The organism is Achromobacter sp. HNDS-1, assembly GCF_040084795.1.
GTDB lineage: Bacteria > Pseudomonadota > Gammaproteobacteria > Burkholderiales > Burkholderiaceae_B > Achromobacter > Achromobacter ruhlandii.
On record NZ_CP157584.1, the window covers coordinates 4,791,465 to 4,814,290 of the forward strand.

The window sequence follows — 22,826 nt, forward strand, 5'->3', positions numbered from 1 at the left end:
GAGAGCATTCGTAATATGTGACGGAGTATTTCCCCAGATTCCGAATGGCTGGCAATAGTTCGCGAGATCGTTCTGACGGTGGTGAAAGGGACGGGCCCCGCGAGCCATAAATTGGGGCCATATCTGGTTTCAATTGCCTGTCAGTTGTGTGTCGGCTGTTATCTTATTCCGTTTCTTTCAGTTACTAATACCTTGCATTATCCCTCTGTAGATAATGCATTAAGTAATCCACGAGCCTGTTTCGGACGCGTCAAGTTTCCAAAACACTTGCAATCTTTGAATGCCTCAAGGGCGCCTGAACACCGCTTGACCTTGCAGTGACTTCAGGCTTTCTCATACGGCCATGGCACCCCCGCCACGGTGCCGCCCCACCTCAGCCGGAGCGTAGCGCCATGGATTCGCCGAAAAGACTGTTGGAAAGCCACCACATCCACGCCCGCGCCACGGCCGTTTCGGGGGAGCGGGCATGAGCGGCGGCCATGAGCACGCCGACGCGCGGGCGCTGCCCGAATCCCGGCTATGGCTCGCGTTCGGGCTGACCAGCACCTTCATGGTGGTGGAGATCGTCGGAGGCCTGTGGACCGGTAGCCTGGCGCTGATCTCCGACGCCATGCACATGATGACCGACGCCATCGCGCTGTTGCTGGCGCTGATCGCGATCCGCGCGGGCCGCAAGGCCGCGGACCTGATGCGCACGTACGGCTATGCGCGCTTCGAGATCCTGGCGGCCGCGGTCAATGCATTGGTGTTGCTGGGCGTGGCGTTCTATATCCTGTACGAAGCCTGGCGGCGTATCGAGACGCCGCCGGATATCCAGTCCGCGGGCATGCTGGCCGTCGCCATCGCCGGGCTGGTGATCAACCTGGTGTCGATGCGGCTGCTGGCCGGCTCCAAGGACGACAGCCTGAACGTGAAAGGCGCTTATCTCGAAGTCTGGGCCGACATGCTGGGCTCGGTCGCCGTCATCGCGGGGGCCGTGATCATCTGGCTGACCGACTGGCGCTGGGTCGATTCGGCGCTGGCCGTGGCGATCGGTTTCATGGTGTTCCCGCGCACCTGGGTGCTGCTGCGCGAATGTATCAACCTGCTGCTCGAAGGCGTGCCGCCCGGCATGAGCCTGAATGCGGTGCGCGACGCCATTGCCGGCACCGATGGCGTTGCCAGCGTGCATGACATCCATCTGTGGGCGATCACGCAGAAGCAGCCGCTCCTGACCGGCCACGTGGTGCTGGCCGCGGGCGCCGACGGCGAGACTGTCCGGCTGGAGATCGAGCGCCGCCTGCAGGCGGGCTTCGACCTGCATCACACGACGCTGCAGGTGGAGCGTTCGGACCGTTCGGAACAGGAGCATATCCACTGAGCACGGCGGGCGGACAGCAAGCGTTGTGGACGCCCGCTCGGTGGCGGCCGCCAAAAAAAATGGCCGACCCGTGAAGGTCGGCCATTTGGCGCTATGGCGGAAATTTGGTGGAGCCGGGGGGAATTGAACCCCCGTCCGCAAGCCCTCCGCAACCAGTTCTACATGCGTAGTCGATCTATTTGGTTTTAACCCTGGACTTAGCCAACCGACAGGCCGGACCAGAGCGATTCACGTAATTTAAATTTGAACCGTGTGACCCCAGTTCAAACCGATTCCTTGTGAATGTCGCTGCTGCGGTTCGAGGGTTGCCCCCCTGGGAAGTTGCCTTCCCCCGCCTGACCCAAGGACAGATCAGTGCAGCGGCTCACCGCTTAAGCGGCGAGAGCGAAACGCTCGTCGTTGGCGTTTGTAGTGTTCCAGTGGTTTAACGAGCGTACTGGTGCTCGGCATGCCCTGAGTTGTTTCGCGACCCACGTCGAATCCGGATCGGCCCCAAGAACTTCCTATTGTACTGGTAAACGCGATAGTCCGCTGTGTTTCCGCGCCCGCCGGGTGAGGCGTGGCGCGCAGGCCTCAATCGGAGGTCAGGCGTTGGCGCAGGCCGCCTTGCCGGCGGGGCGCGCGCGTGAAGCCGCCATCAGCACGAAGGCCAGGGCGACCGAGATCGCCACGATGACCGCCGCCGCCCAACCGAGCGAAGCCAGCCCGTATTGGTCGATCACGTGGCCGCCGACCACCGCGCCCAGGCCGATGCCGATATTGGCGCCGGAGATGTTGAGCGAGGCGGCGAAGGCGGGCGCTTCGGGCGCCGACTTCATCAGCCGCACGTGGCAGACGATGAAGAGGGCTGCCTGGGCGATGCCCCAGATCGTCAGGGCCACGGCCAGCAGGCCGTGCGATTGCATCACGGGCGCCACGAACGCCAGGCCGACCGCCATCAGCGACGAGAACAGGGCGGTGGCGCCCAGCGGGCTGCGGTCGACCATGCGGCCGCCCAGGGTGTTGCCGATCAGGCCGACGGCGCCAAACGCCATCATGGTCCAGCCGACGATCTGGCCATTGAAGCCGGCCAGTCGTTCCAGCATGTCTGCCAGATAGGTATAGGCGGTGAACATGCCCGTGAACACCAGCAGCGACAGCAGCACGTGGCCGACCACGATCGGATTGCGCAGGATGCGCAGCTGCGTCACCAATTTCACGTTCTCGGCGCGGATGCGAGTGCTGGGGAAGGCCAGCAGCAACAACAGCGCTTTGGCGAATGCCACCGCGGACAGCACACCGAAGGCCGCGCGCCAGCCGAACGCATCGGAAATCAGCACGCCGATGGGAATGCCGAAGACGGTGGCGGCGACGATGCCGAACGCCACCATCGAGATGGCGCGGCCGGCGCGGGCCGGGCCCACCAGTTCCACCGCGGTGGCGCTGGCCAGCGACCAGAAAACCGGCAGCGCCAGCGCCGGCACGAAGCGGGCCACTGCCATGACCCAGATATTCGGCGCCACGGCGGCCAGGGCATTGGACAGCCCGAACAGCACCAGCACGCTGATGAACAGGCGCTTGCGCTCGATATTGGCCATGAGCGCGGTCAGCAGCGGGCCGGTGGCGGCCACGGTGAAGGCGAACAGCGACACCAGCAGGCCGGCCTGGGACACCGTCACATCAAGGTCGCGGGCCAGGCTGGGCAGCAGGCCGACGATCAGAAATTCGGTGGTCAGGATGGTGAAGCCGGCGGCCGAAAGTAACAGGATGGGCAAAAGCATGGGCAATTCCAGGTACGCGCGAAGCCGTGAGGCAACACGCGGTGAGTGGATGAAAGGTCTAAAAGGTCCAGGTTGCGCGCCGGGGAGACGTCGGCGCGCGGGCGCATGAGGGCGGCAAGCCGTCGATGCGTAACGAGAATCGCCGTGCGGGCGTGGCCGCGCGGCATCCGGCCTTGGCCGGGAAAGGCAATCGGGAGGCACCCGCATTGCCCTGCATTGAAGGTACTTTAATTCACCGGCCGCCAGGGATAAACCCTTTTGGGCCGGATAAATTGTTCGGTCAGGCCAACTAATCCGACCGTGCTCCTGTCATGCCGGCCCGCATGCCGCCGGGCAGGGCGGCGATGCGAGTCGGGGGAGATCAGCGCGGATGACGATGCTTCAACGCAGATCGCGCGGCAGCAGCGGCGCGATCGCCGTCCACAGCTCGGCTGGCGTGTTGGCGCAGGTCTCGGCTTCCCAGGTGCTGATGTTGTCTTCTTCGCCAACGTATCCGTAGGCGGCGGCAACCGCCGGCATCCCGGCCGCGTGCGCCGCCTGGATGTCGCGCAGGTCGTCGCCGACGTAGACGCAGCGGTCGGTGGCGAATCCCGCCTCGCGCGCGGCGTGCTGCAGCGGCAGCGGATGCGGCTTGGCGTGGGCGGTGGTGTCGCCGCAGACCAGCACGGCGCTGTCACGGGTCAGGTTCAGGTGCTCGACGATCGGCAGGGTCAGGTAGGTGACTTTGTTGGTGACGATGCCCCATGACAGGCCGCGCTGGCGGATATCGGACAGCAACGCCTCGATGCCCGGGAACAGCTTGCTGTGGACCGTGGAGCTGGCGGCGTAGTCTTCCAGGAACTGCAGGCGGGTCGGCTCGTACTCGTCATCGCCCGGCTTCAGCCCCAACGCCACGCGCAGCAGGCCGCGCGCGCCCTGTGACGCGACCGGGCGCAGCGTTTCGTAGGGCAGGGGTTCCAGCCCGCGGCGGGTGCGCTGCTGGTTGGCGGCGGCGGCCAGGTCGGGGGCGGTGTCGGCCAGCGTGCCGTCGAAATCAAACAGGATCAGGGCGCTCATTTGCGGGTAGCCATCAGGTAGTTGACCGAAGTGTCGGCCGTCAGCGAATAGATCTGGGTGATCGGGTTGTATTCCATGCCGCGCATGCCGACCGGTTCCAGGCCGGCGCCGCGGGCGGCTGATGCCAGTTCGCTCGGCTTGATGAACATGTCGTAGGTGTGGGTGCCGCGCGGCAGCAGGCGCAGCACGTATTCGGCGCCGATGATGGCGAACAGGAACGACTTCGGATTGCGGTTCAGGGTCGAGAAGAACACCCAGCCGCCCGGCTTGGCCAGCGCGGCGCAGGCGCGCACGATGGAGGCCGGGTCCGGCACGTGTTCCAGCATTTCCATGCAGGTGACCACGTCGTATTGGCCCGACTGCTCGGCCGCCAATTGCTCCACGGGCACCTTGCGGTACTCGACCTTGACGCCTGATTCCAGTCCGTGCAATTTGGCGATCTTGAGCGACTTGTCGGCCAGGTCGATGCCCGTGACGTCCGCCCCGCCGCGGGCCATGGCTTCCGACAGGATGCCGCCGCCGCAGCCGACATCCAGCACCTTCTTGCCCGCCAGGCTGCCCACGCTTTCCTGGATCCATTCCAGGCGCAAGGGGTTGATGGCGTGCAGGGGCTTGAATTCGCTTTCGGGGTCCCACCAACGGCTGGCCAGCGCGGCGAACTTGTCCAGTTCGGCCTGGTCGGCGTTGATGGTGGCTTGGGCGGAGTCGGAAGTGTGGGGGCTCATGGGCGGTCCAGCATAAGGCGGCACTCTATATATATAGAGCGGGACGGCGGCGCTCGCGGGCGCCGGGTTGATTGCACCGTGTTGGTGCAAGCCGGGCGAAAAAAAGGGCCTCGCTATGCGAGGCCCTTTATTGTAGCTAGTCCGGCAATTACTTGCGGCTACCCACGATTTCGATTTCAACGCGACGGTTCTGGGCGCGGCCTTCCTTCGTCTTGTTGGAAGCGATCGGGTTCTTCTTACCCTTGCCTTCCGTGTAGATACGGTTCGGATCGATGCCCTTGCTGACCAGGTAGGCCTTGACCGAAGCGGCACGACGCTCGGACAGCTTCTGGTTGTAGGCGTCCGTACCGATCGAGTCGGTGTGGCCGACGGCGATGATGGTTTCCAGCTCGATACCGCGAGCTTGCTGGGCGACTTGGTCCAGCAGTTGACGGCCTTCGGGCTTCAGGGTCGACTTGTCGAAGTCGAAGAACGTGTCAGCGTTGAACACGACCTTGGCCGCCATCGGGGCCGGCTTCGCCTTCTGTTGAGCGACCGGAACGCCGTCGCAACCGGGGATGCCGGTGGCCGGGGTCCAGAACGCATCGCGCCAGCACAGTTCGTTCGTACCGTTCTTCCAAACGTTACCGAACGGATTGCGCCAGTTGTCCACCGTCTGCGGATAGGACTGGGCCGAGGCTACACCCGAGGCCGTGACGGCGGCGAAGGCGAGCGCCAGAGCGAATTTGGAGGGTTTGTTCATGTTTCTCCTCGTTGAGCTTGAAGCTGGATAAGTGACTCGCAGCGAACCCCCGCCGCATATCAGGAAAACGGGGCCAGTATAGCAACGCCAAGAGCTGGTTCAAAGGAATAGCTACTGGGTTTCCTGCGTGCTGGAAACAATCTTAAGGCATTTGGGGGGCTTTGGCTTCCCTGGACAGCCGCATTGGTGCTGGATATGACGTTTTCCGCGCTCCATCCGTTTGCCATGTTGGTTTTTGACAACAGGCTCGCCGGAGGTTGGCGAACGTGCCGGTGCCGCTTGCCGCCGACATCCGCGTGCGGGGCCGCGCCGATGGCCGCTCGGGGCCCTTGGGGCCGCGATCCCAATCGAATGATAGAATTTCCTGTTTACCCGGCCCGGGTTCCTCCTTACACGATTCTGTCGTTATATATATGGATTCCTTTGCCAAGGAGACGCTTCCGGTATCGCTGGAAGAAGAGATGCGCCGCAGTTACCTCGATTACGCGATGAGCGTGATCGTCGGGCGGGCGCTACCGGATGTGCGGGACGGGCTCAAGCCCGTCCACCGGCGCGTGCTCTACGCGATGCACGAGCTCAACAACGACTGGAACCGCGCCTATAAGAAGTCCGCGCGTATCGTCGGGGACGTCATCGGTAAGTACCACCCCCACGGCGACCAGTCCGTCTACGACACCATCGTCCGCATGGCGCAGGATTTCTCCATGCGCTACATGCTGGTCGACGGCCAGGGCAACTTCGGTTCCATCGACGGCGACAACGCCGCCGCGATGCGCTACACCGAAATCCGCCTGGCCAAGATCGCCCATGAGCTGCTCGCGGACATCGACCAGGAAACGGTCGACTTCGGTCCCAACTACGATGGCAGCGAGCAAGAACCCCTGCTGCTGCCCTCGCGCCTGCCGAACCTGCTGGTCAACGGCAGTTCGGGCATCGCGGTCGGCATGGCCACCAACATTCCGCCCCACAACCTCCAGGAAGTGGTCGACGGCTGCCTTTACTGCCTGCGCAATCCCGCGTGCTCGGTCGATGAACTCATGGAGATCATCCCGGCGCCGGACTTTCCCACGGGCGGCGTCATCTATGGCATGTCCGGGGTGCGCGAAGGCTATCGCACCGGTCGCGGCCGCGTCATCATGCGCGCCAAGACCCACTTCGAGGACATGGAGAAGGGCAACCGCCAGGCCATCGTGGTCGACGCGATCCCCTACCAGGTCAACAAGAAGACGCTGCAGGAACGCATCGCCGAGCTGGTCAACGACAAGAAGATCGAAGGCATTTCCGACATCCGCGACGAGTCCGACAAGGACGGCATGCGCCTGGTGATCGAGCTCAAGCGCGGCGAAGTGCCCGAGGTGGTGCTGAACAACCTCTACAAGAACACGCAGCTGCAGGACACCTTCGGGATGAACCTGGTGGCGCTGGTCGACGGCCAGCCCCGCCTGCTCAACCTGAAGCAGATGATCGACTACTTCCTGCAGCATCGCCGCGAAGTGGTCACCCGCCGTACCGTGTTCCAGCTGCGCAAGGCTCGCGAACGCGGCCACGTGCTGGAAGGCCTGGCCGTGGCGCTGGCCAACATCGACGACTTCATCGCCATCATCAAGGCCGCGCCGACGCCTCCCGTCGCGCGCCAGGAACTGATGGCCAAGTCGTGGGATTCCTCGCTGGTGCGCGAAATGCTGTCGCGCGCCGACGGCGATACGCCGGGAGGCCGCGCGGCCTTCCGTCCGGACGACCTGGGCGCCGAGTTCGGCCTGCAGGGCGACGGCCTGTATCGCCTGAGCGACACCCAGGCCCAGGAAATCCTGAACATGCGCCTGCAGCGCCTGACCGGCCTGGAGCAGGACAAGATCGTCGGCGAATACAAGGACGTCATGTCCGCCATCGCCGACCTGCTGGACATCCTGGCCCGTCCCGAGCGCATCACGACCATCATCGGCGAAGAGCTGCAGGCCATCAAGGCCGAGTTCTCCACCGGCGCCAAGGACACGCGCCGCTCGGAAATCGAGCTGAACGCGACCGAACTCGACACCGAAGATCTGATCACGCCCACCGACATGGTCGTGACGCTGTCGCACGGCGGCTACATCAAGAGCCAGCCGCTGTCCGAGTACCGCTCGCAGAAGCGCGGCGGCCGCGGCAAGCAGGCCACGGCGATGAAGGAAAACGACTGGATCGACCAGCTGTTCATCGCCAACACCCATGACTTCCTGCTGTGCTTCTCGAACCGTGGCCGGGTCTACTGGCTCAAGGTCTGGGAAGTGCCGCAAGGCACGCGCAACTCGCGCGGCAAGCCGATCGTCAACATGTTCCCGCTGGCCGAAGGCGAGAAGATCACGGTGGTGCTGCCGGTCAAGGAATTCAGCGAAGACCACTACGTCTTCATGGCGACCTCGCGCGGCACGGTCAAGAAGACCCCGCTGTCCGACTTCTCCAACCCGCGCAAGGCCGGCATCATCGCGGTCGACCTGGACGATGGCGACTACCTGATCGGCGCTGATCTCACCGACGGCAAGCACGACGTCATGCTGTTCTCGGACGCCGGCAAGGCCGTGCGCTTCGACGAGAACGACGTGCGCCCGATGGGCCGCAACGCCCGCGGCGTGCGCGGCATGATGCTCGAGGACACGCAGAACGTGATCGCGCTGCTGGTGGCCGGGGACGAAACGCAGAGCGTGCTGACCGCCACCGAAAACGGCTACGGCAAGCGCACCCCGATCACCGAGTACACGCGCCATGGCCGCGGCACCAAGGGCATGATCGCCATCCAGACCAGCTCGCGCAATGGCAAGGTGGTCGGCGCCGTGCTGGTGATGCCGTCGGATGAAATCATGCTGATCACCACCGGCGGCGTGCTGGTGCGCACCCGGGTCGCGGAAATCCGCGAAATGGGCCGCGCCACGCAAGGCGTCACCCTCATCAACGTCGACGACGGCAGCTCGCTGTCCGGCGTGCGCCGCGTGGTCGAAAGCGATGCGGACGATGACAGCGAAGACCTGGACGACGGCCAGGAAGAGGGCAACGGCGACGCCGCTGCAACGGATTCGACGGAACCTACGGAGCAATAATGGCCCGCCCCTGGAACTTCTCGGCAGGCCCCTCGGCCTTGCCCGAGGTGGTACTGCAGCAAGCCGCTGCGGAAATGCTGGACTGGCACGGCAGTGGCATGTCCGTGATGGAAATGAGCCATCGCGGCAAGCACTTCGTGCAGATCTGCGACGAAGCGGAAAGCGACCTGCGCGATCTGCTCGGCCTGTCTCCCGACTACGCGGTGATGTTCATGCAGGGCGGGGGTTCCGGGGAGAACGCCATCGTTCCCATGAATCTCATGGGGCGGCGCGGCACGCCGGCGGCCGACTTCGTCGTGACCGGCCACTGGTCTTCGCGTTCCCACAAGGAAGCCGGCCGCTATGGTGACGCGCAGGTCGCGGCCACCAGCGGCCAGGCAACGCAGCTGGACGGGCGCGAACAGGCGCCGTTCACCTGGGTGCCGCCGGTCGACACCTGGAAGGTGCGCAAGGAATCGGCGTACCTGCACCTGTGCAGCAACGAGACCATCGGCGGCGTCGAATTCCTGGACTGGCCCGACACGGCCGCGCTCGGCGCGCCCGACGTGCCGCTGGTGGTCGACGCCTCCTCGCATTTCCTGTCGCGTCCGATGGACGTGAGCCGCTGCGGCATGATGTACGCTGGCGCCCAGAAGAACGCCGGCCCGGCCGGCGTGACCATGGCCATCTGCCGCCGCGACCTGATCGGCCATGCGCTGCCGATCTGCCCGTCGGCGTTCGACTACGCCAACGTGGCCGCCGAGCATTCGCGCTACAACACGCCGCCGACCTTCGCGATCTACATCGCCGGGCTGGTGTTCAAGTGGGTCAAGGCCAATGGCGGCGTGGCCGGCATGGAAGCGGCCAACAAGGCCAAGGCCGAACTGCTCTACGGCTACCTCGATAGCACCAGCTTCTACCGCAATCCGATCCACGCCCCCGTGCGCTCGCGCATGAACGTGCCGTTCGTGCTGCGCGACGAATCGCTCAACGACGCCTTCCTGCAAGGCGCCGACGCGGCCGGCCTGACCCAGCTCAAGGGCCACAAGAGCGTGGGCGGCATGCGCGCCTCGATCTACAACGCCGTGCCGCTGGCCGCCGTGGCCGCGCTGGTTGAGTACCTGAAGGAATTCGAGCGCCGCTATGGATGACGACCTGCAGCGCAAGCTGCGCCCCTTGCGCGACCGCATCGACGCGCTCGATGCCCAGATCCTGGACCTCCTGTCGCAGCGCGCCCGCGCCGCGCAGGAAGTGGGCGAAGCCAAGCATGCCGCCCATGCCGACGGCCCGGTGCTGCGCCCCGAGCGTGAAGCCGAGGTCATCCGTCGGCTGCAGCAACTCAACCCCGGTCCGTTTCCCGCGGCCGGCGTGGCCTCGGTCTGGACCGAGATCATCTCGGCCTGCCGTGGCCTGGAGCGCGGCATGACCGTCGCCTACCTGGGCCCGCAGGGCTCGTTTTCCGAGCAGGCCGCGCTGGAGCATTTCGGCCACGCGGTGCAGAAGCTGCCGTGCGTGTCGTTCGACGAAGTCTTCCGCGCCGTCGAGGCGGGGCAGGCCGACGTCGGCATGGTGCCGGTCGAGAACTCGACTGAAGGCGCGGTCAACCGCAGCCTGGACCTGCTGCTGAACACGCCGCTACGCATCCTGGGCGAGCGTTCGCTGGTCATCCGCCATTGCCTGATGTCGCAGTCCGGCAACATGGACGGCATCAAGACGATCTCTGCCCATCCGCAGGCGCTGGCCCAATGCCAGGGCTGGCTGACGCGCAATTACCCGGACCTGGAACGCGTCGCCGCGGCCAGCAATTCCGAGGCCGCGCGCGTGGCCGCGTCCGATCCGACCATCGCGGCCATCGCTGGCGAAGTGGCCGCGCCGGCCTGGAACCTGCAGGTCGTCAGCGCCGGCATCCAGGACGATCCGCACAATCGCACGCGCTTCCTGGCCATCGGCAACATCGAGCCGCTGGTCAGCGGCAAGGACAAGACCAGCCTGATCCTGGCGGTGCCGAATCGCGCGGGCGCGGTCTATGAAATGCTGGCGCCGCTGGCGGCCAACGGCGTGTCGATGACGCGCTTCGAGTCGCGGCCGGCCCGCACCGGCGAGTGGGAATACTATTTCTACGTCGATGTCCTGGGACATCGCAACGATCCGAATGTCGCGCTCGCCCTGGATACCCTGCGGGCGCAGGTTGCCTACCTGAAAGTGCTGGGTTCCTACCCGGCGCCGTGAGTCCTCCATGACCAACACCTCCAAGCCTCTCGCCGCTCCCGCGCACGTCAGCGCCATCGCGCCTTACCAGGCAGGCAAGCCCATCGAGGAACTGGCCCGCGAATTCGGGCTGGATCCGGCCGGGATCGTCAAGCTGGCCTCCAACGAGAACCCGCTGGGCATGCCGCCGTCGGCGCGCGCCGCCATGCTGGCCGCCGCCGAGTCGCTGGCGCGCTATCCGGACCCCAACGGCTTCGATCTGAAGGCCGCGCTGGCCGCGCGCTACGAAGTGCCGATGAACTGGATCACGCTGGGCAACGGCTCCAACGACATCCTGGAAATCGCAGCGCTGGCGCTGCTGGAGCCGGGTACGTCGGCGGTCTACGCGCAACATTCGTTCGCGGTCTACCGCCTGGCCACGCAGGCCCGCGGCGCGCGCCACATCGTGGTGCCGGCCAAGGACTACGGCCATGACCTGGACGCCATGTTCGAGTCCATCGCCGACGACACGCGCCTTTTGTTCATCGCCAACCCCAACAACCCCACCGGCACCTTCGTGCCGGGCGACCAGGTGGCCGCGTTCCTGGAGCGCGTCCACGCCGCCCACGGCGATCGCGTCACGGTGGTGCTGGACGAGGCCTACAACGAATACCTGGAACCGCAATTCCGGTTCGACAGCACCGCGCTGGTGCGCCGCTATCCCAACCTGATCGTCTCGCGCACCTTCTCCAAGGCCTACGGCCTGGCCGGCCTGCGCGTGGGCTTCGCGGTGGCGCAGCCGGCCCTGACCGACCTGCTCAACCGCGTGCGCCAGCCCTTCAACGTCAATACGCTGGCGCAGGCCGCCGCCGTGGCGGCGCTGGGCGATGCCGCCTACCTGGAACAGGCGTACACGTCCAACAAGGCCGGCAAGGCGCAGCTGTGCGAAGCCTTCGACCGCCTCAAGCTGCGCTACGTGCCCAGCTACGGCAACTTCGTGCTGGTGCACGTGGGCGATGCGCCGCGCATCAATCTGGCGCTGCTCAAGCGCGGCGTGATCGTGCGCCCCGTGGCCGGCGACGGCCTGCCCGAGTGGCTGCGCGTGTCCATCGGCCTGCCGCAGGAAAACGCCCGCTTCATCGACGCGCTGACCGCCATCCTGTCCGAATGAACGGCGCTTCCTCCAAGCCGAATCAGGGGGCCGCTGGCCCCCTGATTCCTGTGTTGGCCGTTGTCGGCGTGGGCCTGATCGGCGGTTCCTTCGCCGCGGCCTTGCGCCGGGCGGGGCAGGTGGGACGGGTGCTGGGCGTGGGCCGCAATGCCGCGTCGCTGGCGCGCGCGGTGGAGCTGGGCCTGATCGACGAAGCCGTCAGCGCCGAAGAGGCCGCCGCCCGCGCCGACCTGGTGTTCCTGGCCACGCCCGTGGGTGGCCTGAAGGACATGCTGGCGCGCATGCTGCCGCATCTGCGTGATGCGACGCTGCTGACCGACGGCGGCAGCACCAAGGCCGAGGTGGTCGATGCCGCCCGCCTGGCGCTGGGCGCGCGCATCGGCCAGTTCGTGCCGGGCCATCCCATCGCGGGCGCCGAGCGCAGCGGCCCCGAGGCCGCCGATGCCGACCTGTATCAAACCCGTTGCGTCATCCTGACGCCGCTGGCCGAGAACAGTGCCGCCGCCATTGCCCTGGTGCGCGACGCGTGGCGGGCCTGTGGCGCACAAGTGATCGACATGGAGGCCGGCGCGCATGACCGGGTGCTGGCGTCGGTCAGCCACCTGCCGCACCTGCTGTCGTCGGTTTACATGGAACAGGTCGCGACCGCCGAGGACGCCGCCACGCGGCTGGCGCTGGCCGGTAGCGGCTTCCGCGACTTCACCCGCATCGCGGCGGGTTCGCCCGAGATGTGGCGCGATATCTTTCTATCCAACCGCAACGCCATGTTGGCCGAGCTGGCGGCCGTGCGCGCCGTGCTGGATCGGGCCGAGCGCGCGATCGATGGCGGCGACGGCGCGGCCTTGCTGGCATTGCTGGACACGGCGGCGCAGGCGCGCCGCAACTGGCGCAAGGAGTAATCGACATGGGCGCGTTGCCTTTCCTGGATCTGCCGCGCGTGCGGCGCGCGCAGGGCGTCATGGCCTTGCCCGGCTCCAAGAGCATTTCCAACCGCGTGTTGCTGCTGGCAGCCATCGCCGAGGGCGAGACCGCCATCACGGGGCTGCTGGATTCGGATGACACCCGCGTGATGCTGGCCGCCCTGCGGCAGTTGGGCGTGGCGGTGTCCGAGCTGGCCGAGGGCCGCGTCACCGTGCGCGGCGTGAGCCGCTTTCCGGTCGACAGCGCCGACCTGTTCATGGGCAACGCCGGCACCGCCATCCGGCCGCTGACGGCGGCCTTGGCACTGATGGGCGGCGACTACCGCCTGTCCGGCGTGCCGCGCATGCACGAGCGTCCCATCGGCGACCTGGTCGATGCGCTCAAGGCGCTCGGCGCCCGCATTGACTACCTGGGGCAGCCTGGCTACCCGCCGCTGCATATCGGCCGCGGCGAGATCGCGACGCCGGCCGTGACGCAGGTGCAAGGTTCGGTCTCCAGCCAGTTCCTGACCGCCTTGCTGATGGCCGCGCCGCTGCAGGCCGGCCAGAGCGGCCAGCCGGTGGTGATCGAGGTGCTGGGCGAACTGATCTCCAAGCCCTACATTGAAATCACCCTGAATCTCATGGCGCGTTTCGGCGTGACCGTGCAGCGCGACGGCTGGAGCCGCTTCACCATCGCCGGCGGCGCCCGCTACCGCAGCCCGGGCCGCATCGCGGTCGAGGGCGATGCCTCCACCGCGTCGTATTTCCTGGCGCTGGGCGCCATCGGCGGCGGTCCGCTGCGGGTGACCGGCGTGGGCGCCGACAGCATCCAGGGCGACGTCAAATTCGCCGAGACCCTGGCGGCCATGGGCGCGAGCGTGACCTACGGCGACGGCTGGATCGAAGTGACCGGCGTGCGCGTGGCCGAGGGCGGTCGGCTGAAGGCCTTCGACACCGATTTCAACCTGATTCCCGACGCCGCCATGACGGCCGCCGCGCTGGCGCTGTACGCCGATGGCCCCTGCCGCCTGCGCAATATCGGCAGCTGGCGCGTCAAGGAAACCGATCGCATCCACGCCATGCAGACCGAGCTGGAGAAGCTGGGCGCGCGGGTGGAATCGGGGCCGGATTGGCTGAGCGTGACGCCACCCGCCGAGGGGGGCTGGCGCGATGCGCACATCGGCACCTGGGACGACCACCGCATGGCGATGTGCTTCTCGCTGGCCGCGTTTGGCCCGGCGGCGGTGCGGATTCTGGATCCGGGTTGCGTCAGCAAGACGTTCCCGGGTTACTTTGATGTCTACGCCGGCCTGGTGTCGGCGTAGCGACCACGGGCTCCGGCCCATTTTCCCTACATGACTTCGACTGATCCGATCGTGACTTCCGCTGCTCCCGTCATCACCATCGACGGCCCGACCGCCTCGGGCAAGGGCACCGTCGCCCACCGCGTCGCCAAGGCGCTGGGCTGGGCGGTGCTGGACAGCGGCGCGCTCTACCGGCTGACCGCCCTGGCGGCGATCAACCGCGGCGTCGACGCGGCCGACGAGCCCGCCGTGGCCCGCGTGGCCGAGACGCTGGACGTGCGTTTCGACGGCCCCCATGTCTACCTGGAGGGCGCCGACGTCGGCCATGAGATCCGGCGCGAGGCCGTTGGCAATTTCGCTTCCCGCGTGGCCGCTTTTCCTGGGGTGCGGCAGGCGCTGCTCGAGCGCCAGCGCGCTTTCCGCCTGCTTCCCGGGCTGGTCGCGGACGGCCGCGACATGGGCACGGTGGTGTTCCCTGATGCGTCCCTGAAGGTGTTCCTGGTGGCCGATGTGGTCGCGCGGGCTGAGCGGCGGCGTAAGCAGTTGATCGAAAAGGGAATTTCTGCTAATCTAGACGACCTTTTGCGGGATATGCGCGAGCGGGATGCCCGCGACACGCAGCGCGCCACGGCGCCCTTGGCTCCCGCAGCGGATGCACACGTGCTGGATTCGTCGAATCTGACGATTGCGGAAACCGTGCAGGCAATACTGGATCTCTGGCAGGCCCGCCCGACGCATTGAGCGTATCAAGTGTGGCGTATCAAGTGTGGCGTATCGAGTGCGGTGTATCAAGCGCATGAATCGACGCACATGAAACGCATGAGGCTTACGGCGCAGGCACCCGCCAGTCTTTTTTATCGGCCCTGTCCTGGCCAGGCGACACCCCCACGGGACACCCCGCAAGGGCAAACCGGCAGGCAGGTATTTTGACTCCACTGTGGCGGGCAATCCGCTGCGGTGTGTTTTTAACGGCCATTTCGGCCCAATGGATTTCAACCCCATGTCTTCCGTTTCCACTACCGCCACCGGCGGCGAAAGCTTCGCCGACCTTTTCGCCCAGAGCCTCAAGAGCCAGGACATGAAGTCCGGCGAGGTCATCAGCGCCGAAGTCGTGCGCGTCGACCACAACTTCGTCGTCGTCAACGCCGGCCTGAAGTCCGAAGCGCTGATCCCCCTGGAAGAGTTCCTGAATGACCAGGGCGAGCTCGAAGTGCAACCCGGCGATTTCGTCTCGGTGGCCATCGATTCCCTGGAAAACGGCTACGGCGACACCATCCTGTCGCGTGACCGCGCCAAGCGCCTGTCGGCCTGGCTGCAACTGGAAAAGGCCCTGGAAAACGGCGAGCTGGTCACCGGCACCATCACCGGCAAGGTCAAGGGCGGCCTGACCGTCATGACCAACGGCATCCGCGCGTTCCTGCCGGGTTCGCTGGTGGACCTGCGTCCGGTCAAGGACACCACCCCGTACGAAGGCAAGACCCTCGAATTCAAGGTCATCAAGCTCGACCGCAAGCGCAACAACGTCGTGCTGTCGCGTCGCCAGGTGCTGGAAGCCAGCATGGGCGAAGAGCGCCAGAAGCTGCTCGAAACCCTGCACGAAGGTGCGGTGGTCAAGGGCGTGGTCAAGAACATCACCGATTACGGCGCGTTCGTGGACCTGGGCGGCATCGACGGCCTGCTGCACATCACCGACATGGCCTGGCGCCGTGTGCGTCACCCGTCCGAAGTCCTGCAAGTGGGTCAGGAAGTCGAAGCCAAGGTCCTCAAGTTCGACCAGGAAAAGAGCCGCGTCTCGCTGGGCGTCAAGCAACTGGGCGAAGATCCGTGGGTGGGCCTGGCTCGCCGCTACCCGCAAGGCACCCGCCTGTTTGGCAAGGTTACCAACCTGACCGACTACGGCGCGTTCGTTGAAGTCGAAGCCGGCATCGAAGGCCTGGTGCACGTCTCCGAAATGGACTGGACCAACAAGAACGTCGATCCGCGCAAGGTCGTGACCCTGGGCGAAGAAGTCGAAGTCATGGTCCTGGAAATCGACGAAGACCGTCGTCGCATCTCGCTGGGCATGAAGCAGTGCCGCCAGAACCCGTGGGAAGAGTTCGCCACCAACTTCAAGCGTGGTGACAAGGTCCGCGGCGCCATCAAGTCGATCACCGACTTCGGCGTGTTCGTCGGCCTGCCCGGCGGCATCGATGGCCTGGTTCACCTGTCCGACCTGTCGTGGACGGAAACCGGCGAAGAAGCCGTGCGCAACTTCAAGAAGGGCGACGAGATCGAAGCCGTGGTTCTGGGCATCGATACCGACAAGGAACGCATCTCGCTGGGCATCAAGCAGCTGGAAGGCGACCCCTTCAACAACTTCGTTGCCACGTTCGACAAGGGCGCCGTGGTTCCGGGCACCATCAAGTCGGTCGAAGCCAAGGGCGCCGTCGTGACGCTGTCCGTGGACGTCGAAGGCTACCTGCGCGCTTCCGAGATCTCCTCGGGCCGCGTCGAAGATGCCACCACCGTGCTGACCGCCGGCGAGAACATCGAAGCCATGATCGTCAACATCGACCGCAAGACGCGTTCGATCCAGCTGTCGATCAAGGCCCGCGACAACGCCGAAACCGCCGAAACGATCCAGCGCATGTCCGACGCCAGCGCTTCGTCCGGCACCACCAACCTCGGCGCGCTGCTGAAGGCCAAGCTGGACCAACAGCGCAACGACGGTTAATTCGTGACCAAGTCGGAGCTGATCGCCGCCTTGGCGGCCCGCTATCCTCAGCTGGCCGCCCGCGACACCGATTACGCGGTCAAGACCGTGCTCGATGCGATGACCCAGGCCCTGGCCTCGGGCCAGCGCATCGAGATCCGCGGTTTTGGCAGCTTCTCGCTGTCGCAGCGGTCTCCCCGTATCGGCCGCAACCCGAAATCCGGCGAACAAGTGCTGGTGCCTGGCAAACAGGTGCCGCACTTCAAGGCGGGCAAGGAATTGCGCGAGCGGGTGGACTTGGTCGGCGGCAACGACGAGGACGCTCAATCCTCTGGATCGAGCGAACCGATGCCGTCCATGGCAAGCTTGCACGCCATGCATTGACGGCACGGCCAGCAAGCCGCCTGCGGGCGGATCGGACCGCGAGCAAAGCCCCTTGAGCAATCAAGGGGCTTTGTTTTTGGGCTTCCCGCCCACGGGCGTGGCGACCATCGAAGGCGTGCCTTTGAAGGGCGATACACGAGGTGTGGAGGTCGCTTACAATTGACCCTCTCGAATTCTTAGGAGCATGCGTCATGCGCTACCTTGTCTGGGCCCTGCGATTGCTCGTGTTCGTGGCGGTACTGATGTTCGCGTTGAAGAACACCGATCCCGTCGCCGTGAAGTTCTATGCCGATTACGTGGTGCAGGATGTGCCGCTGATCGTCGTCATGCTGGTGGTGTTCGTGGTCGGCGCCCTGTTCGGCCTGCTGCTGACCGTGCCCGCCGCCATGCGCCGCCGCCGCGAGGCCATCCGCCTGCGCCGCGAACTCGACCGCGTGCAGGCCGCCGTGGCCGGCACCACGCCGGCCGTGCCGCCGGAAGCCGTCGCCCCGATGTCGCCGCTGTGACGGCGCCGCGCCATCCGCAGGCCTTTCTTTTCCGCATTGAATCTACGCAAGAGCCCGCATAGTGGATTTTGAACCTTGGTGGTTGATATTCGTGCCGGTGTTGTTCGCGCTGGGCTGGCTGGCCGCGCGCTTCGACATCCGGCAGATGCTGCGGGAGACCCGCAGCCTGCCCGATTCGTATTTCCGGGGCCTGAACTTCCTGCTCAATGAGCAGCCCGACCGCGCCATCGACGCGTTCGTCGAGGTGGCCAAGCTCGATCCCGAGACGACCGAACTGCACTTCGCGCTGGGCAGCCTGTTCCGCCGCCGCGGTGAAATGGAGCGCGCCATCCGCGTGCACCAGAGCCTGCTGAACCGTTCCGACCTGCCCGCCGCCGAGCGCGAGCATGCCCAGCACGAACTGGCGCAGGACTTCCTCAAGGCCGGCATGCTCGACCGCGCCGAATCCGGTTTCGAGCAGCTCAAGGACACGCGCTACGCCCTGCCGGCGCTGCGTTCGCTGATCCGCATCTACGAATCCGAGCACGACTGGCCGCGCGCCATCGAGGCCGTCAAGACGCTGCATGGCCTGGTCGACGAGCCGGTGCCGCAGATCGTGCATTACTACTGTGAGCAGGCCGCGACCGCGCTGGCCGCCAAGCCGCCCAATGCCGATGCCGCGCACGCCGCCCTGGATGCCGCCGACCACGCCCTCTCGACCGCAGATGCCGGCATGTCGAGCAAGGGCGCCATGGTGCGCACCGCGATGCTGCGCGCGCGCCTGGCGCTGATCGAGCAGGATCCCAAGCGCGAGCGCCTGTACCTGGAGTCGGTCATGACCGACGCCCCCGAGTACGCCGGCCTGGTGGCCGAGCAGTTGCTGGCCAACTACCGCGCCGCGGGCCAGGCTGAGGCCGGGCTGGAGTTGTTGCAGCGCCAGTACGCCCGCCATGCCTCGCTCGACCTGTTCAATGTTGTGTTCCGCGAGTTGCGCGTGCAGCAGGGCTCGGCGCCGGCCTGGGCCTTTGCCCGCGGCGCCCTGCGCAGCCATCCCTCGCTGCTTGGCCTGGACCGTCTGTTGGAGGCCGAACTGGCCAACTCGGAAGGCGCCACCGAAGAGGGCCCCGTGCCCGGAGCCGACCTCACGCTGCTGCGCAGCCTGATCCACAAGCATACGCAACGACTGGACCGCTACGCGTGCCGGAGCTGCGGTTTTCAAGCGCGCCGTTTCTACTGGCAATGTCCTGGCTGCAATGCCTGGGAAACCTACGCGCCGCGTCGTCTGGAAGAACTTGAATGAGCCAATTTCCCGCCGAATCCATTTCGCATAGCCGCGTGCTCGTGGTGGGCGATGTCATGCTGGACCGTTATTGGTTTGGCGAGGTGGAGCGCATTTCCCCCGAGGCGCCGGTGCCGGTGGTGCGCGTCGCGCGCCGCGAGGACCGCCTGGGCGGCGCGGCCAACGTGGCGCGCAACGTCGCCGCGCTGGGCGGTCATGTCACGCTGGTGGGCGTGCTGGGCGAGGACGAGGCTGGCGACAGCGTGCGCCGCCTGGCCGCCGAGGCCGGCATCCAGGCCGACCTGATCACCGACCTGAGCCTGCACACCACGCTGAAGATGCGCGTGCTGGGCCGCCAGCAGCAGTTGCTGCGCGTCGACTTCGAACAGCATCCGGCGCCGGAAGCGCTCGACAGCATCGATGCCGCCCTGGCGCGTCACCTGGCCAATCACGACATCGTGGTGCTGTCCGACTACGCCAAGGGTGTGCTGAGGCGGGTCGAGTCGCTGATCGCGCTGGCCCGCAGCGCCGGCATCCCGGTGCTGGTCGATCCCAAGGGCGATGACTATTCGCGCTATCGCGGCGCCACGCTGGTCACGCCCAACCGTTCCGAAATGCAGCAGGCCGTGGGCCGCTGGAATTCCGAATCCGAACTGACCGATCGGGCGCAGCGCCTGCGCGCCGATCTGGACCTGGAAGCCTTGCTCGTGACGCGTTCCGAGCAGGGCATGACTTTGTTTACCGACACGGGCCGCGAGCACATCGACGCGCAGGCGCACGAGGTGTTCGACGTGTCCGGCGCGGGCGATACCGTGCTGGCGACGCTGGCCGTCTCGCGCGCCATCGGCCTGCCGTGGGCGGATGCCATGGGCTGGGCCAACCGGGCCGGCGGCATCGCCGTGGGCAAGCTGGGCACGTCCGTTGTCACCGCCGCCGAACTGGCAGGAGAACTCTCATGATCGTTGTTACCGGAGCCGCGGGCTTCATTGGCAGCAACCTGGTGCGCGGCCTGAACCGCCGCGGGATCGAAGACATCATCGCGGTCGATGACCTGACCGAGGGCGACAAGTTCGTCAATCTTGTTGACTGCAAGATCGCCGACTACCTGGACAAGGACGACTTTCGCCGCCGCGTCGCCGATGGCAGCCTGCCGGAGATCCGCGCCGTTTTGCATCAGGGCGCCTGCTCGGACACCACCGAGCGCAATGGCCGCTACATGCTCGACAACAACTACCGCGTCACGCTGGAGCTGTTCGAGTTCTGTCAGGCGCGCCGCATTCCTTTCCTGTATGCCTCGTCGGCCGCGGTCTACGGCGGCTCCTCGGTCTACGTGGAAGACCCGGCCAATGAAGGTCCGCTGAATGTCTACGGCTATTCGAAACTGCTGTTCGACCAGGTGCTGCGCAAGCGCATGGACAGCCTGACCGCGCAGGTCGTGGGCCTGCGCTATTTCAACGTTTACGGCCCGCACGAGCAGCACAAGGGCCGCATGGCCTCGGTGGCTTTCCACAACATGAACCAGTTCCTGGAACATGGCCACGTGCGCCTGTTCGCCGGCTGGGACGGCTATGTGGATGGCGGCCAGAGCCGCGACTTCATTTCGGTGGAGGATGTGGTGGCGGTGAACCTGCATTTCCTCGACCATCCCGAACAATCGGGCATCTTCAATTGCGGCACGGGCCGCGCCCAGCCGTTCAATGACGTCGCGGCGGCCGTGGTCAATACCCTGCGCGCCGAACGCGGCGAAGCGCAATTGACGCTGGCACAACTGGTGGAGCTGGACCTGATCCGCTACATCCCGTTCCCCGACGATCTGAAAGGGCGGTACCAGAGCTACACGCAGGCCGACGTCACCCGCCTGCGCGCGGCCGGCTTCAAGGCGCCCATGCGCGATGTGCAGACCGGCGTGTCCGAGTACGTGCGTTATTGGCGCGCCCGCAAGTAAGCCGGCACGTGGCCGTCTCGGGGGGGGGGCGCCCGGGGTAAGAAGCCGCCGCGACAGGCGGCTTTTTTCTTGCCTGCGTGGTTGCCGAGGTGGATCAAACCGTTCACTGCGCGCCCGCCGGCCTGTTCCGGCGGGCCATGATCCGGAGGTGGCGCCACAGCCGTTGCGCCGCTTTTTTTCCGGAGACCTGTCCATGAATCCCTTCCTCTATTCCCCCATCGCCCGTCGCCTGCCGGCGTTGCCGTGGCGGCGTTCGTGCGCCGCCGTCACAGGACGCTGCCAGCCCGGCCTGCGCCGGGCGTTGGGCGCCGCCCTGCTGGCCGCCGGCGTGGCGCACGCGCCGGCGCAGGCGCTCGATCTGAACGACGCCACCGCGCAACAGCTTGAGGCCATTCGCGGCATCGGCCCGCGCACGGCGCAGATGATCGTCAGCGAGCGCGAACGAGCCGGCCGGTTCGAGTCCTTGCAGGACCTGGCCGAGCGGGTGCGCGGCATCAGCCAGAAGAAGGCCGAGGCCCTGGGCGCCGCCGGCTTGACGGTGGGCGAGGCCGGTTCCGCGTCCAAGGCCGCGGATGGCGTGACCAAGCCGGCCGGTGCCCGACCCGTCGGCCATCCGCCCGCGGCCGCGGCGGCGGTCAAGCCGCCCGTGGCCGCGAAGGCGGCGGGGGCGGCGCGGGCAGGTGGGCCGGCCGCGGCCCGGCCACGCCCCTGATCCGCGCAGCCCGAATCCCGGCGCTGTGTTGAACCCCTGGCGCGAGCGCGGCTTTTGGCGGCGCCCGGCGCCGGGCGGGGTTATGATCGGCGGCATGACTACTACCTATCCCACCATCGAGCAGACCGTCGGCAATACACCGCTGGTGCGCCTGCAGCGCATTCCCGGAGCCGCCGGTGCGGCGCGGGGCAACGTCATTCTTGCCAAGCTGGAAGGCAATAATCCGGCCGGTTCGGTCAAGGACCGTCCCGCGCTGTCCATGATCAAGCATGCCGAGGAGCGCGGCGACATCAAGCCGGGCGACACGCTGATCGAGGCGACCAGCGGCAACACCGGCATCGCGCTGGCCATGGCTGCCGCCATGCGCGGCTACCGCATGATCCTGATCATGCCCGACAACCTGTCGGTGGAACGGCGCGCGGCCATGACGGCCTATGGCGCCGAGCTGATCCTGACGCCGGCCGACAAGGGCGGCATGGAATACGCCCGCGACCTGGCCACCGAAATGCAGGCCGATGGCCGTGGCGTGGTGCTGGACCAGTTCGCCAACCCGGACAATCCGCGCGCGCACATCGAGACCACCGGCCCCGAGATCTGGAACCAGACCGAGGGCCGCGTCACGCACTTCGTCAGCGCGATGGGAACCACCGGCACCATCATGGGGGTATCCACATACCTGAAATCGCGCAACCCCGCGGTGCAGGTGGTGGGGGCGCAGCCCGCCGAGGGTTCGTCCATCCCCGGCATCCGCAAGTGGCCGGAAGCCTACCTGCCCAAGATCTTCGACCGCAGCCGCGTGGATGCCTACGAATCGATCGAGCAGGCCGAGGCCGAGGCCATGGCGCGGCGCCTGGCTTCGGAAGAAGGCATCTTCGGCGGCATCTCGTCGGCCGGCGCGCTGGTCGCGGCCTTGCGCGTGGCCGAGCGCGTCAATGACGCGACCATCGTGTTCATCGTCTGCGATCGCGGCGACCGCTACCTGTCCACGGGCGTCTTCAACGCCTGATGCCGACCGCGGGCGGCTGCCCGTGACCAGAAAAAACGCCCCACGTCCCGGAACCGTCCGGGGCGT

20 protein-coding genes and 1 other RNA gene are annotated in these 22,826 nt (G+C 66.3%); 16 read left to right on the plus strand and 5 right to left on the minus strand.

Translation table 11 applies throughout. From position 1 onward, the window contains the following. Positions 1-466 precede the first annotated feature (466 nt). Complete coding sequence (locus tag ABFG95_RS22095) at positions 467-1,360, plus strand: cation diffusion facilitator family transporter (RefSeq protein ID WP_054416839.1); 894 nt, start codon at positions 467-469, stop codon at positions 1,358-1,360. Between the two features lie 105 nt (positions 1,361-1,465). Here the strand turns inward: ABFG95_RS22095 and ssrA are convergent. The 5 genes from ssrA to ompA all read right to left on the minus strand — a co-directional run bounded on the left by ssrA (position 1,466) and on the right by ompA (position 5,643). Next, positions 1,466-1,854, minus strand: a transfer-messenger RNA (tmRNA) gene (gene ssrA / locus ABFG95_RS22100). Positions 1,855-1,944: 90 nt separating this feature from the next. Beyond that, positions 1,945-3,120: an MFS transporter gene (locus ABFG95_RS22105; RefSeq protein ID WP_059269592.1), complete on the minus strand. Its 1,176-nt coding sequence runs from the start codon at positions 3,118-3,120 to the stop codon at positions 1,945-1,947. 381 nt (positions 3,121-3,501) lie between these two features. Beyond that, positions 3,502-4,176, minus strand: a complete 675-nt coding sequence (locus ABFG95_RS22110; protein WP_049072332.1) for an HAD-IA family hydrolase — start codon at positions 4,174-4,176, stop codon at positions 3,502-3,504. Continuing rightward, positions 4,173-4,901: a bifunctional 2-polyprenyl-6-hydroxyphenol methylase/3-demethylubiquinol 3-O-methyltransferase UbiG gene (ubiG, locus tag ABFG95_RS22115; protein WP_348994944.1), complete on the minus strand. Its 729-nt coding sequence runs from the start codon at positions 4,899-4,901 to the stop codon at positions 4,173-4,175. Before ubiG ends, ABFG95_RS22110 begins: the two co-directional genes overlap by 4 nt. A 148-nt stretch (positions 4,902-5,049) precedes the next feature. After that, positions 5,050-5,643, minus strand: a complete 594-nt coding sequence (gene ompA, locus ABFG95_RS22120) for an outer membrane protein OmpA (protein WP_049072334.1) — start codon at positions 5,641-5,643, stop codon at positions 5,050-5,052. A 413-nt stretch (positions 5,644-6,056) separates the two neighbouring features. Here ompA and gyrA point away from each other — a divergent pair, with 413 nt between their 5' ends. The 15 genes from gyrA (at position 6,057) to cysM (ending at position 22,760) form a co-directional block, all read left to right on the plus strand. After that, positions 6,057-8,714 carry a DNA gyrase subunit A gene (gene gyrA, locus ABFG95_RS22125; RefSeq protein WP_049072335.1) on the plus strand — a complete coding sequence of 886 codons (2,658 nt, stop codon included), beginning with the start codon at positions 6,057-6,059 and terminating at the stop codon, positions 8,712-8,714. Further along, complete coding sequence (gene serC / locus ABFG95_RS22130) at positions 8,714-9,844, plus strand: 3-phosphoserine/phosphohydroxythreonine transaminase (protein ID WP_063581213.1); 1,131 nt, start codon at positions 8,714-8,716, stop codon at positions 9,842-9,844. The genes gyrA and serC overlap by 1 nt, the downstream gene beginning before the upstream one ends. Continuing rightward, positions 9,837-10,922, plus strand: a complete 1,086-nt coding sequence (gene pheA / locus ABFG95_RS22135) for a prephenate dehydratase (protein ID WP_054416843.1) — start codon at positions 9,837-9,839, stop codon at positions 10,920-10,922. The genes serC and pheA overlap by 8 nt, the downstream gene beginning before the upstream one ends. Positions 10,923-10,929: 7 nt before the next feature. Then, positions 10,930-12,051: a histidinol-phosphate transaminase gene (hisC, locus tag ABFG95_RS22140; RefSeq protein WP_348994945.1), complete on the plus strand. Its 1,122-nt coding sequence runs from the start codon at positions 10,930-10,932 to the stop codon at positions 12,049-12,051. Beyond that, on the plus strand, positions 12,048-12,950 hold the full coding sequence (locus ABFG95_RS22145; protein WP_049072341.1) for a prephenate dehydrogenase/arogenate dehydrogenase family protein: 903 nt from the start codon (positions 12,048-12,050) through the stop codon (positions 12,948-12,950). The genes hisC and ABFG95_RS22145 overlap by 4 nt, the downstream gene beginning before the upstream one ends. Before the next feature lie 5 nt (positions 12,951-12,955). Continuing rightward, complete coding sequence (gene aroA, locus ABFG95_RS22150; RefSeq protein ID WP_063569849.1) at positions 12,956-14,278, plus strand: 3-phosphoshikimate 1-carboxyvinyltransferase; 1,323 nt, start codon at positions 12,956-12,958, stop codon at positions 14,276-14,278. 30 nt (positions 14,279-14,308) lie between these two features. After that, a complete protein-coding gene (gene cmk / locus ABFG95_RS22155) occupies positions 14,309-14,998 on the plus strand; it encodes a (d)CMP kinase (protein WP_054416847.1) in 690 nt (229 codons plus the stop codon). Between the two features lie 259 nt (positions 14,999-15,257). After that, complete coding sequence (gene rpsA, locus ABFG95_RS22160; protein WP_026382780.1) at positions 15,258-16,970, plus strand: 30S ribosomal protein S1; 1,713 nt, start codon at positions 15,258-15,260, stop codon at positions 16,968-16,970. Positions 16,971-16,973: 3 nt separating this feature from the next. Beyond that, positions 16,974-17,333: an integration host factor subunit beta gene (locus ABFG95_RS22165; RefSeq protein ID WP_049072346.1), complete on the plus strand. Its 360-nt coding sequence runs from the start codon at positions 16,974-16,976 to the stop codon at positions 17,331-17,333. A gap of 191 nt (positions 17,334-17,524) precedes the next feature. After that, on the plus strand, positions 17,525-17,839 hold the full coding sequence (locus tag ABFG95_RS22170; RefSeq protein WP_049072347.1) for a lipopolysaccharide assembly protein LapA domain-containing protein: 315 nt from the start codon (positions 17,525-17,527) through the stop codon (positions 17,837-17,839). Between the two features lie 61 nt (positions 17,840-17,900). Continuing rightward, on the plus strand, positions 17,901-19,118 hold the full coding sequence (lapB, locus tag ABFG95_RS22175) for a lipopolysaccharide assembly protein LapB (RefSeq protein ID WP_049072349.1): 1,218 nt from the start codon (positions 17,901-17,903) through the stop codon (positions 19,116-19,118). Then, entirely contained in the window at positions 19,115-20,056 is a 942-nt protein-coding gene (rfaE1, locus tag ABFG95_RS22180; protein WP_348994946.1) for a D-glycero-beta-D-manno-heptose-7-phosphate kinase, read from the plus strand. Before lapB ends, rfaE1 begins: the two co-directional genes overlap by 4 nt. Then, a complete protein-coding gene (gene rfaD / locus ABFG95_RS22185) occupies positions 20,053-21,042 on the plus strand; it encodes an ADP-glyceromanno-heptose 6-epimerase (RefSeq protein ID WP_049072350.1) in 990 nt (329 codons plus the stop codon). The genes rfaE1 and rfaD overlap by 4 nt, the downstream gene beginning before the upstream one ends. 193 nt (positions 21,043-21,235) lie before the next feature. Further along, positions 21,236-21,754, plus strand: a complete 519-nt coding sequence (locus ABFG95_RS22190) for a DUF655 domain-containing protein (RefSeq protein ID WP_313657559.1) — start codon at positions 21,236-21,238, stop codon at positions 21,752-21,754. A gap of 94 nt (positions 21,755-21,848) precedes the next feature. Further along, positions 21,849-22,760 (plus strand): cysteine synthase CysM, encoded by a 912-nt coding sequence (gene cysM / locus ABFG95_RS22195; protein WP_049077573.1) that lies wholly within the window; start codon positions 21,849-21,851, stop codon positions 22,758-22,760. The last annotated feature ends 66 nt before the right edge of the window (positions 22,761-22,826 follow it).